General features: G+C 69.4%; 12 protein-coding genes and 1 pseudogene. 2 read left to right on the top strand and 11 right to left on the bottom strand.

The window, feature by feature from the left end; translation table 11 throughout:
* Positions 1-179: 179 nt before the first annotated feature.
* The 11 genes and pseudogenes from pstB to AB0J69_RS60350 form a co-directional block, all read right to left on the bottom strand.
* Positions 180-986, bottom strand: a complete 807-nt coding sequence (gene pstB, locus AB0J69_RS60400) for a phosphate ABC transporter ATP-binding protein PstB (RefSeq protein WP_364138077.1) — start codon at positions 984-986, stop codon at positions 180-182.
* A gap of 41 nt (positions 987-1,027) precedes the next feature.
* The gene (gene pstA, locus AB0J69_RS60395; protein ID WP_364138075.1) at positions 1,028-1,906 is read right to left on the bottom strand and encodes a phosphate ABC transporter permease PstA; all 879 of its coding nucleotides are present in this window, start codon (positions 1,904-1,906) and stop codon (positions 1,028-1,030) included.
* The gene (gene pstC, locus AB0J69_RS60390; RefSeq protein ID WP_364138073.1) at positions 1,903-2,850 is read right to left on the bottom strand and encodes a phosphate ABC transporter permease subunit PstC; all 948 of its coding nucleotides are present in this window, start codon (positions 2,848-2,850) and stop codon (positions 1,903-1,905) included. The genes pstA and pstC overlap by 4 nt, the downstream gene beginning before the upstream one ends.
* A complete protein-coding gene (locus AB0J69_RS60385; RefSeq protein ID WP_364138071.1) occupies positions 2,847-3,845 on the bottom strand; it encodes a PstS family phosphate ABC transporter substrate-binding protein in 999 nt (332 codons plus the stop codon). The genes pstC and AB0J69_RS60385 overlap by 4 nt, the downstream gene beginning before the upstream one ends.
* 260 nt (positions 3,846-4,105) lie before the next feature.
* On the bottom strand, positions 4,106-4,831 hold the full coding sequence (locus AB0J69_RS60380; protein ID WP_364138068.1) for a cation transporter: 726 nt from the start codon (positions 4,829-4,831) through the stop codon (positions 4,106-4,108).
* Positions 4,828-5,217, bottom strand: a complete 390-nt coding sequence (locus AB0J69_RS60375) for a metalloregulator ArsR/SmtB family transcription factor (protein ID WP_364138080.1) — start codon at positions 5,215-5,217, stop codon at positions 4,828-4,830. Before AB0J69_RS60375 ends, AB0J69_RS60380 begins: the two co-directional genes overlap by 4 nt.
* Before the next feature lie 73 nt (positions 5,218-5,290).
* Positions 5,291-6,202, bottom strand: a complete 912-nt coding sequence (locus tag AB0J69_RS60370; protein WP_364138065.1) for a cation diffusion facilitator family transporter — start codon at positions 6,200-6,202, stop codon at positions 5,291-5,293.
* Positions 6,202-6,588 carry a metalloregulator ArsR/SmtB family transcription factor gene (locus AB0J69_RS60365; protein ID WP_364138062.1) on the bottom strand — a complete coding sequence of 129 codons (387 nt, stop codon included), beginning with the start codon at positions 6,586-6,588 and terminating at the stop codon, positions 6,202-6,204. Before AB0J69_RS60365 ends, AB0J69_RS60370 begins: the two co-directional genes overlap by 1 nt.
* 76 nt (positions 6,589-6,664) lie before the next feature.
* The gene (locus tag AB0J69_RS60360; protein ID WP_364138060.1) at positions 6,665-7,414 is read right to left on the bottom strand and encodes an aminotransferase class V-fold PLP-dependent enzyme; all 750 of its coding nucleotides are present in this window, start codon (positions 7,412-7,414) and stop codon (positions 6,665-6,667) included.
* A 100-nt stretch (positions 7,415-7,514) separates the two neighbouring features.
* Positions 7,515-7,754: pseudogene (locus AB0J69_RS60355) on the bottom strand (aminotransferase class V-fold PLP-dependent enzyme); the annotation flags it as partial.
* A gap of 486 nt (positions 7,755-8,240) precedes the next feature.
* Positions 8,241-8,393 carry a hypothetical protein gene (locus AB0J69_RS60350; protein ID WP_364138058.1) on the bottom strand — a complete coding sequence of 51 codons (153 nt, stop codon included), beginning with the start codon at positions 8,391-8,393 and terminating at the stop codon, positions 8,241-8,243.
* A gap of 423 nt (positions 8,394-8,816) precedes the next feature.
* On the opposite strand from AB0J69_RS60350, the gene AB0J69_RS60345 reads away from it, so the two are divergent.
* Both AB0J69_RS60345 and AB0J69_RS60340 read left to right on the top strand, forming a co-directional pair.
* Positions 8,817-9,971: a PHB depolymerase family esterase gene (locus AB0J69_RS60345; protein ID WP_364138055.1), complete on the top strand. Its 1,155-nt coding sequence runs from the start codon at positions 8,817-8,819 to the stop codon at positions 9,969-9,971.
* Positions 9,972-10,089: 118 nt separating this feature from the next.
* The gene (locus AB0J69_RS60340; protein WP_364138053.1) at positions 10,090-11,226 is read left to right on the top strand and encodes a hypothetical protein; all 1,137 of its coding nucleotides are present in this window, start codon (positions 10,090-10,092) and stop codon (positions 11,224-11,226) included.
* The last annotated feature ends 150 nt before the right edge of the window (positions 11,227-11,376 follow it).

The following is an 11,376-nucleotide window of genomic DNA, read 5'->3' as shown; positions in this document are numbered from 1 at the left end:
GAACGTGCCGGGCACCTTGACCCCGGCCTTGTCGAAGGCGCTCTTGCTGTAGCCCATGAACTTGCCGTTGCCGTACAGCGGGATCCCGTGGCCCTTCGGTCCTGGTCGCGCTGTCTCGCTGCCCGCGCAACGGGACGGCGGCTGTTGCACGGCTCATGTGTTCATCGGCTCCGCTCAGTTCAGCCGAAGCGTCCGGTGATGTAGCCCTCGGTTCGCTTGTCGGCGGGGTTGCTGAAGATCCGTGCGGTGGAGTCGAACTCGACGAGGCGCCCGTGCCGCACGCCCTTGTCGTCGACCTCGGCGGTGAAGAAGGCGGTGCGCTCGGACACCCGGGCCGCCTGCTGCATGTTGTGGGTGACGATCACGATCGTGTAGTCCCTGGACAGGACCTGCATGAGGTCCTCGATCTTGGTGGTGGCGATCGGGTCGAGGGCGGAGCAGGGCTCGTCCATCAGGATCACGTCGGGCTTGACCGCGATGGCGCGGGCGATGCACAGGCGCTGCTGCTGGCCGCCGGACAGGGCCAGGGCGTTCTGCTTGAGCTTGTCCTTGACCTCGTCCCACAGGGCCGCCCGGTGCAGCGCCTCCTCCACCACCTCGTCCAGGCCCCGGCGCTGCCCGTTGACGCGGGGGCCGTAGGCGATGTTGTCGTAGATGGACTTGGGGAACGGGTTGGGCTTCTGGAAGACCATCCCGATCCGGCGCCGGACCTCGATCGGATCGACGGACTCGCCGTAGAGGTCCTCGGTGTAGTAGGTGATCTTGCCGGCGATGCGGGCGTCCAGGATGAGGTCGTTCATCCGGTTGAGGCAGCGCAGCACCGTGCTCTTGCCGCAGCCGGACGGGCCGATCAGCGCGGTGATCTCGCGGGGCGCGATGCGCATGTTCACGCCGCGCACCGCCTCGTAGTCGCCGTAGAAGACCGACAGGTCCTTCAGCGTGAAGACGGGGTCGAAGATCTCGGGCGGCGGTTCAGAGGGAGCCATGTTCCTCGCTCCGGTCGTCATATCGGAGGTCATGTACGGGTTCACCACCGCTTCTGCGAGCGATTGCGGACGAAGATGGCGATGGAGTTCATCGCGATGATGACGATCAGCAGCAGCACGATCGCCGCCGAGGACAGGTCGTGGAACTCGGTACGGGACTGGCTGATCCAGCCGTAGATCTGGATCGGCAGCACGGTGTAGCCGCTGAGCAGGCCGTCAGGGGTGTAGGCCACGTAGGTCAGGCCGCCGAGCAGCAGCAGCGGGGCCGCCTCGCCGGCCGCCCTGGACAGCGCCAGGATGGAGCCGGTGGCCATGCCCGGCACCGCCGAGGGCAGCACCTGCCGCCAGACGGTCTGCCACTTGGTGGCGCCCAGCCCGTAGGAGGCGTTGCGGATCTCACCCGGCACCGCCCGGATCGCCTCGCGCGAAGCGATGATCACGATCGGCAGCACGAGCAGCGACAGCGTGATGGATGCCGTGACGATGGTCGTGCCCAGACCGAAACCTCGGGCGACGATGCCCAGGCCGAGGATGCCGTAGACGATGGACGGGATGGCGGCCAGGTTGGCGATGTTGAGCTCGATCAGCCGGTTGTACCAGCGGCGGTGGTCGGCGTACTCCTCCAGGTAGATCGCGCCGAGGACGCCCACCGGCAGGCAGATCACCGCGGTCAGCCCGATCACCCACAGGCTGCCGAACAGCGCGGACTTGGCGCCCGCCCGCTCGGGTCGCCGGATGGACGGGAAGTTCTCCCACAACCTCGCATCCAGCCGCGACCAGCCCTTGTAGACGACGTAGACCAGCAGCGTCACCAGGAACGCCACCGCGACGGCCAGGCACAACCGCAGCAGCATCTTGAAGGCGATGTCGCCCCAGGGGACGCGCCGGCGGACGAGCAGTCGCTCCTGGGTGACGGTCATTCGTACACCTCCCGGAAGCGGCGCACCAGGCGGGCGCTGATGAAGTTCATCGCGAACGTGATGAGGAACAGCAGGGCACCGACGGCGAAGATGGTCTTGTAGTCCAGCGAGGCCGTCGGCAGGTCACCCGAGCCGGCCTGGGCGATGAAGCCGGTCATCGTCTGCATGGCGTCGAGCGGGTTGAACGACAGCGCCGGCTTGTTGCCCGACGCGATCGCCACGATCATGGTCTCGCCGATCGCGCGGGAGATGGCCAGCACGAACGAGGCCACCACGCCCGACAGCGCGGCCGGCAGCACCACGCGCACGGCCACCAGCCTGGTCGACGACCCCAGCGCGTAGGCGCCGTCGCGCAGGCCGCGGGGCACCGCCGACATGGCGTCCTCCGACAGCGACGCCACGGTCGGCACGATCATGACGCCCATCACCAGGCCCGCGGAAAGGGCGTTGAAGATGTCGGGCTGCAGGCCGGCCGGCAGGTAGGCCTGCAGGGCGGGGGTGACGAAACGCAGGGCGAAGAAGCCGTACACGACGGTCGGGACGCCCGCGAGCACCTCCAGGACCGGCTTGAAGATCTTGCGGGTGCGGGCGTGGGCGTACTCGCTCAGATACAGCGCGGCGCCCAGGCCGAGCGGGATCGCCACCACGATGGCGATCACGGTGATCAGAAACGTCGCGGCGATCAGCGGCAGCACGCCGTAGGCGGGCGGCTCGAACAGCGGCGCCCACTGCGTGCTGGTGAAGAACTCCGCGACGCTCACCGCCTCGAAGAACTCGACCGTGGGCGGCACCAGCGAAACCACGATGCCCGCCGTCGTGGCCACCGACACCAGCGCGGCGGCCACCAGCACGACCTGGACCGTGCGTTCCCCGTAGCGCGAGCGCGCCCTCCCCAGCGGCCCCTTCGGAGCGGCCGGGGAGGACGCGGTGCCGGTCGGGCTCATCCGCCGGCCTGGGCCTTCAGCTTGTCCAGAGCGGCCTTCAGCTCCGTCTCCTGCTGGGCGTTCAGCGGGATGAACTTGGCGTCCTCGGCGATCTGCTTGTGGTTGGCCACGTAGTACTCGACGAAGGCGAGCACCTCGGGCCGCTTCAGCGACTCGGCCTTGGGGTAGATGAACAGCGGCCGCGACAGCGGCTTGTAGGTGCCGTCCTGCGCCGCCTGCACGCTCGGGCCGACGCAGCCGTCGCCACCGTCGACCTGCACGGCCTTGAGCTTGTCGGCGTTCTCCTCGAAGTAGGAGAAGCCGAAGTAGCCCAGCCCGCCCTTGGAGCCGGCCACGCCCTGGACGGTGACGTTGTCGTCCTCGCTGGGGCTGTAGTCGGTGCGGCTCTTGCCCTCCTCACCGTTGATGACGTCGGTGAAGTAGTCGAAGGTGCCCGAGTCGGTGCCCGCGCCGAAGAGCTTGAGCGGCTCGTTCGGGAACTTGGAGTCGATCTGGTTCCAGTTGTTCACCTTCGAGCCGGGCTCCCACATCTTCTTCAGCTGGTCGACGGTCAGGCAGGTGGCCCAGGTGTTGTCCTTGTGCACCACGACGGTCAGCGCGTCGTTGGCCACCGAGAACTCCTCATAGGCGATGTTCTTGGCCTGGCAGGCCGCCTTCTCCTCGTCCTTGATCGGGCGTGAGGCGTTGGAGATGTCGGTCTCGCCGTTGCAGAACTTCTCGAAACCGCCGCCGGTGCCGGAGGTGCCGACCGTGACACGTACCTTGGCCTGCTGCTCGGCGAACAACTCGGCCGCCGCTGTGGACAAGGGCGCCACCGTGGACGAGCCATCGACCTTCACATCGCCGGCCAGCTCCTTCGCCGCCGTGGCGCCGCCGGTCGCCTCGCCACCGGTGGCCGTGCCCGGGTTCTGGTTGTTGCCGCCGCAGGCCGCCAGCGCGACAGCGCACACCGCCACCGCAAGCAAGGCACGCGCCATCCGCACTCGATCTTTCACGATCTATCCCTTTTCCTCGGATAAAGGCCCGGCCCCGACCAGGCTCCCGTCACCCATGCATAGAAGTCCGCCTATGTGAACAACCGGCAAACACCGGCTGATCGGCCGATAAATTCATCGATCGACATCAATGCATTGCTCGCACGCGACAGCGCCGGCACGCCGATCCGGGGATGCCGAGGCGCTGCTCATCGAGTGCGCTTCGCGGTGCGGGGCCAAGGGGCCGCGTCGCCGAGGTCGCGGCAGGGGCGGCGCGCCGTTCAGCGTGGTGCGCGGCCCGGATCTTGACGGGCGTCGTCCTTGGCCGTGCAGCACCCGTCCGAGCAGCCGTCGGCGGTGCCGGTCCCGGCGAGGGAGCCTAGTGCGGGCGGGGCGCAGCAGGCGTCTCCGCGCCATGCCTCGCGGCCCTCCTTGACGGCGACGGCGGCGATGACCAGGGCGGCGATCGGGTCGGCCCAGGACCAGCCGAACAGGCTGTTGAGTGCCAGCCCGACCAGCAGGACGGCCGACAGGTAGGTGCACAGCAGCGTCTGCTTGGAGTCGGCCACCGCCGAGGCCGAGCCGAGCTCCCGGCCGGCGCGGCGCTGGGCGTACGACAGGAACGGCATGACGACCAGGGACAGGGCCGCCAGGATCAGGCCGGGGGTCGAGGGTTCGGCCTCCCCGGCGCCGAGCAGGGCGCGGACGGCGTCGAAGGTGACGTACGCGGCCAGGGCGAAGAAGGAGATCGCGATGACGCGCAGCGCGGTCTTCTCGCGGCGCTCGTGGTCGGCGGCGGAGAACTGCCAGGCCACCGCCGCGGCCGAGGCGACCTCGACGATGGAGTCGAGGCCGAACCCGATCAACGCCGCGGACGAGGCGATGGAGCCCGCGGTGATGGCGACGGCCGCCTCGATGACGTTGTAGGTGATGGTGGCGGCGACCAGGAGCCGGATACGGCGCCGCAGCAGAGCCCGGCGGACCGCGGACAGGTCCAGGGATGTCATGGTGCCGCCTCCCCCGCCAGGGGTTCGATGCGATCGTCGCTCGCCGGGCCCGACGCGGGGCAGAGCGTCACCGCACGACCGGTGGCCGCCAGGAGTTGCTCGGCGGAGGCGAGCAGGTCCATCAGTTCGGGACGGGTGAGGGAGTAGAACGACTGGCGGCCTTCGGCGCGGTAGGCGACCAGGTCGCAGTCGCGCAGGCACGCCAGGTGTTTCGAGACCGTGGACTGCGCGAGACCGAGCTCCGCGGTGAGGTCGACCACGCGTGCCTCGCCCCGGGCCAAGCGCTGCACGATGCGGAGCCGGGTCTCGTCGGCCAGGGAGTGGAACAACGCCGCCGCCGGCGTGATCCCGGCTGCGATGTCGGCGGTCACGCAACGGCCGACCATCTCATCAATCGCCATATGGCGATGATATCCCCAATTGGGCATGTGATGGCAACATGCGCCTTCTTGGCCCGGGTCACCAGCCGAGTTCGTCGCAGCCCCGGTGGTCGGCCGGCTCGACCTGCAAGGTGGCGTGGGCGATGTGGTGGCGGCTGCTGAGCAGGTCGCGGGCCTGGTCCAGGACGGCGTGGTTGTCGCTCTGGTCGGCGGTGACGAGGTGGGCGGTGGCGACGTTCATGCCGGAGGTCAGCGTCCACAGGTGCAGGTCGTGCACGTCGCGTACGCCCTCGATCGCGGCCAGGTCGGCGGCGACGGCGGCGGCGTCGATGCCTTCGGGGACGTGCTGGCCGAGCACGGCGAAGACCTGCCGGCCGAGCGACACGGCGCGTACGGCGACGAAGACGCCGATGATCAGGGCGATGAGGGTGTCCCAGTACGCCTGCCCGGTCGCGGCCACCAGCCAGCCGGCGACGATGACGCCCACCGAGCCGGCCGTGTCGGCGACGACCTCCAGGTAGGCGCCCTTGACGTTGAGGCTCTCGCTCGCCCCGGCACGCAGCAGGAGCAGCGCGACGAGGTTGACGGCCAGGCCGATGGCACCGACGACGAGCATCGGCCCGGAGGAGACCTCGGCGGGACCGCCGAGGCGCCCGATGGCCTCGATGACGACGTACAGGGAGACACCGAGCATCAGCACGACGGCGAGCAGGGAGGCGAACACCTCGGCGCGGTAGGAGCCGTAGCTGCGCCGGCCGGTGGTGTCGGGGCGGGTGGCGATCCGGGTGGCGACCAGCGCGGCGCCGAGGGTGACGACGTCGGCGGCCATGTGCCCGGCGTCCGACAGCAGCGCCAGCGAGCCCGAGATGAGCCCGAAGGCGAGCTCGACGACGAAGAACGCGCCGATCAGCGCGAAGGAGACCGCCAGCCGCCAGCGGTGGCGGGCGCCCGCGTGCCCATGACCGTGCCCATGACCGTGCCCGGCACCCATCACGAGCTCCCGTCGCGCTCGGGGTGGATGGCGTCGGTGTGCTCGGTGTGCGCGAGCGCCAGGTCGAGCAGCATCCGCACGTGCGGGTCCGCCAGCCGGTAGTACGCCATCCGCCCGGAACGGCGGGCGGCCACGATGCGATGCGCGCGCAGCAGCCGCAGGGCGTGGGAGACGGCCGATTCGCTCTGACCGGTCACCGCCGCCAGGTCGCACACGCACAGCTCGCCGTCCAGCAGGGCGACCAGGAGCCGCAGCCGGTTGGGGTCCGACAGCAGGCCGAAGACGTCGGCGGTGTCGGTCAGGTCCTCGGCGGCGGGCATCCGCTCGCGCACGGCGACCACTCGATCGGCGTCGACCACCTTGACGCTGCAACCGTCGATCGCCAACGCACCAACATCTGAAGATCTCTTCATATGAGCAAGATAGAGGATGGTCGAGCGAGCCTGTCAAGGGCGGCTCGCGTCAGCGGCGGAGGAAACGACCGCGGATGTCACGCAGCGCGAGCGCCAGCTGGTCCACCTCGCCGGCAGAGGTGAACAGGGCCGGCGTGACCCGCACGGCGCCACCGCCCGTCATTCCGGTACGGCTGACGGTGAAGACGCGGTGCCTGGTCATGAGGTGGTCGGCGATGGCGAGGTTGTCGGCCTCGGTGGTCCGGCCGTCCAGCCGGAAGGCGGTGATGGCGCCGTACATGTCCGGCTCGTCCGGCGTGAGGATCCGGAAGCCGCCCAGCTCGCGCGCCTGCCCCACCCAGCGGTCCCGCAGGTAGCGCAGCCGGGCCTGTTTGACCTTCGCTCCCAGCGTCCCGTGGAAGTCCAGAGCGGCGTCCACGGTCAGGAACGGGGCGACGTTCGTGGTGCCGGAGTGCACGCGGGAGCGGATGTCGGAGGCCGGATATGTCTCGTCGGCGTAGAGGGGATCGATGTCGGCCAGGCGGCCGTCGCGGATGTAGAGGAAGCCGGCGCCCAGGGGCACGCCCATCCACTTGTGCAAGGAGAAGATCGCGAAGTCCGCGTCGAGATCGGCGAGGGTGAAGTCGAGCTGGCCCCAGGAGTGAGCGGCGTCCACGATCACGTCGACGCCCCGGCGGCGGGCCATGGCGACGATCTCGCGGACCGGCGTGACCAGGCCGGTCCGGTTGTTCATGTGGCTGAGCAGCAGCAGCCGCACCTTCGGATGCCGCCGCAGCGCGCGCTCGTAGGTGTCGAGCACCGCCTGGCGGGTGGCGGGTTCGGGGATGACGACGCACTCGACGGACGCCTCTGCGGGCTTGGAGCCAGTTCATGGCGTATTGAGCGCCGTGGTAGTCGAGGTCGGCGTACATGACGGCGTCGCCGGCGCGCAGGCGGCGGTAGCCGGAGATGAGGTTCTGCAGGGCCTCGGTGCCGCCCCTGGTCAGCGCGATCTCGTTCCGGGTGGCCCCGAGCAGGGCGGCGATTCGCTCGCGGACCTTGTCGGCGCCCGGCTTGTAGACGGTACGCAGCAGGTGCGAGCTGCGCTCGTTGAGGTGGTCGACGTTACGGTGGTACGCCCGCCGTACCGGGTCCGGCATGATCCCGTAGTAGCCGTTCTCCAGGTTGACGAAGTCGGGGCTCACCTGGAACTGCCTGGCGACCGTGCTCCAGAAGCGCTCGTCCCGGGCCAGCCGCTCGGGGGCGACGCCCTGCGGAACGGCGAACGCCCCGGCCTCGGCGGGACGGGCCACGGCACCGGCGGCCGGCGCGCCGAGCCCGGCGACGATCCGGCGCCTGGAGACGGCCATTTGAACACTCCCCCTGAGATCGACGGGCACGGGGGCAAGTGTGGCCGATATTCTCGTACGGGCCCGACATTTCCCCGCGCCGGCCCGAATGCCGGGACCTGGCTTTACCGGAACCTTTGCCTTCGCCGGGCGCATCCACCCACCGGGTGGACCTGATTTGCGGCGATTCTGCTGGTGGGGATGGCAACGGCTCGCCAAAGACCCGACAACCGTGACGGGTAGGTCGTCTGTATGGTCGAGCGCAGTTTGGAATTGCGCCGGCACCGGCACCTATAACTACCCGTGCCAATTCGCGGCACCCAGCTTGGGCGAGAACGTGCCGCTGAGCGCGCCGGGCAGCGAATTGGCCACTTGGGCGAGGAGCACGGCGAAGCAGCCGGCGACCACCGTGGCGGTGCAGCCCTGCTTGCGCGCAGCGGTCTGGGTCATTGCGGATTTCTTCCTCGTCGGTGGGCAGGGCGGTCGGTTCCGACCGCTCGGAGTCGGCCCCCCGATGTGAGCCGGCGCCGGCGGGCACGTCCCCTCGGGGGTCGACCTCGACCGTGCCGATCGGTTCCCTGCCGGCACCCGACGCTTCCGTAGTGTCATCGCGATCGCAGAGCTCGACCACGTCGCGCGCCGCTGGCCCCCCGCGAGGCACCGGGATGTCGGGCACGCCGAGATGCTGGACGTCCGCACCGAGAAGCTGGTTCGGCACGATCGGGCGCCACTGACCCGCGCAGGAAACGGCACGACCCGCCCTGGTGCGGGGCGCACACATGCCGGACCCCGGAAAACCGGGCTCGTGACACATATCAGTCGGATCCCGCAAAACATACGGTCACCGGCAAGTACCTCACTCAGGAGTCAACCATGAATGCACTCCTCAGCCGCGCCCTGACCGCGCTCCTCCTCGCCCTCGCCCTCATCGCCGCACCGGCCGTCTCCCAGGCGGCCACCCTCACCAGAGTCACCGGCTTCGGCTCGAACCCCGGCGCACTCAACATGTGGGCCTACGTCCCCGACAACCTCCCGCCCCGCTCCCCCGCCGTCGTGGCCCTGCACGGCTGCACCCAGAACGCCAACGCCTACTACGCCAACTCGGGCTGGCGGAAGTTCGCCGACCAGCACGCCTTCGCCCTGATCTTCCCGGAGGCGACGACAGCTCCCACGAACTGCTTCCAGTGGTTCCAGGAGGGCGACATCAGACGCGGCCAGGGCGAGGCGCTGTCCATCGCCCAGATGGTGACGCACGCGACCTCGGCCTACAACCTGGACCCGGCCCGAATCTCCATCACCGGCCTGTCGGCGGGCGGCGCAATGACCGCCGTCATGATCGCCACGTACCCCGACCTCTTCCACGCCGCCTCGATCGTCGCCGGTCTCCCCTACCGCTGCTCGCCGCCCGCCTCCACCACCACCTGCATGCTCGGCCCGGTGGCCAAGACGCCGGCCGACTGGGGCTCATCGGTCCGCGCGGCCCACCCCGGCTACACCGGCCCCCGGCCCAAGGTGGCGATCTGGCACGGCCAGGCCGACTACACGGTCAACAAGGCCAACGGCGACGAGCTGCGCGACCAGTTCACCAACGTCCTCGGGCTCTCCCAGACCCCGGCCTCGACCACGGGCCTGCCCGGCGGCACCACCCTGGAGACGTACGGCGCGGACGCGCTGCGCTACTACAAGATCTCCGGAATGGGCCACGGCACCCCGGTGGACCCCGGCAACGCGGCCGACCAGTGCGGCACGGCGGGCGCGTACTTCCTGGACACCATCTGCTCGGCGTACCACGACACCCGCTTCTTCGGCCTCGCCACCGGCACCCCGAATCCGACGGCCACCCCCACGCCACCGGGGCATTGCTTCACCGCCAGCAACTACGCCCACACCCAGGCGGGCCGCGCCCACCAATCCGCGGGCTACGCCTACGCCAACGGCTCCAACCAGCCGATGGGCCTGTGGAACACGTTCGTGATCACCACGCTCAAGCAGACCGGGCCGGCCTATTTCGAGGTGTCCTCCTGCTGACCGGAAGCGATTCCGGACCGTGGATCACGGTTTCCGATCTGTGGGACCCTGGAATGGCGCGTGGATGCAGGTCCAGGAAGCCGTAGGAGCACGGCCCGAAGAAGGAAACGACACCGCCATGGACGTCATGAAGCAGGCCGGGGCCCTCAAGGAGCGGCTGGTCGACTTCGCTCTGTCACCCCGGTTCGCCCGCGAGCTCGACGAAGCCTTCGAGCGGAGCCATCCCGACGTCCTCGCCGACAGCGAGGTGGCCACGAGCATGATCGTCGACCACTTCGTCCTGCAGCAGCGGCTGGCCTCCGGTGACACGGTCATCGACCGCTTCCTGCGGGCTCACCCCGGTCTGAGCCCGCAGGAGCGGGAGATGCTCCTCGGCTGGAAGGACGTGGTCGAAGGCGTCTTCGAGGTCAAGGAGAAGGACCAGGACGCCGTGATCCTGTTCAACCTCGTGGACGAGCTCACCTATCGTGCCCGGTCCAACATGGGCGAGTCCGCCTTCCGTACGGTGGGCAAGGGCATGTTCCTCATCTGCCGCCTGGTGCCGCTCGGCGCGGACTGGCTGGTCAGCGCGCACATCAGCCTCTTCCCCGCCGAGGCTCGTGACGAGCTGCTCATCCAGGCCGCGGAGGTCGCCCTGCGCAACCCCGAGCTGGTCTTCCGCAACCCGGACAAGCTCGCCGCCGCCCGCCGGATGCTCGCCGAGCAGCGAGAAGTCTTCATCGAGATGTACGGCGCCGAATACATCGTGGTCCCGGGAGAGGAGGTGCCCTCGCAATATGACGCCTTCATGCGAGCGTGCATGGACCGGGCCCAGCCCGGCAACACCTTTCCTTCACCCAGCCTCACCTACTCCGACGAGATGCCGGACGCCGAAACGGTGGCCATCCACTTCGACCCGGAAACAGGCATCAGCTTCTACCTCGACTTCGGCCTGCTCCAGGAGCTCTTCGCCGCCCCGAGCCTGATCAACCGGCGCCGCTACCGCGAGACCCTGACGTCCTATCTGCGCGGCGACGACATCTCCCCCGCGGCCATCAGGCTGCTGGCCGACCCCGACCCGGACAACGCCGGCGTGGTCTTCGGCAAGCTCCTCAAGAAGAAGAACTTCTCCTGGCCCGAGCACGGGGAGTCACTGCTGCGCCGGTACAAGGCCCGCCACTTCGAGACCCCCCGGCTGCCCACCACCATCCCGGTCAGCGAGACGATGGCCGAGCTCCTGCGCAGCTTTCCGCCTGACGGGCCATCGGAGCCGTGACCCCTCCGCGGGACCACCGGTCACCCGCGCCGATGCCGCCACGGCCGGCGGTCAGGCGTCCCAGGTGACCGGGAGGCTCTTGACGCCGTAGATGTCGGCGGTCTCCGGGCGCAGGGCGACCTCTTCGGCGGGTACGGCCAGGCGCAGCGT

It is taken from the genome of Nonomuraea sp. NPDC049709, from assembly GCF_040674815.1.
Classification (GTDB): Bacteria; Actinomycetota; Actinomycetes; order Streptosporangiales; family Streptosporangiaceae; genus Nonomuraea.
The sequence above is the reverse complement of the archived record's forward strand: the minus strand, read 5'-3'. Positions and strand labels throughout refer to the sequence as shown.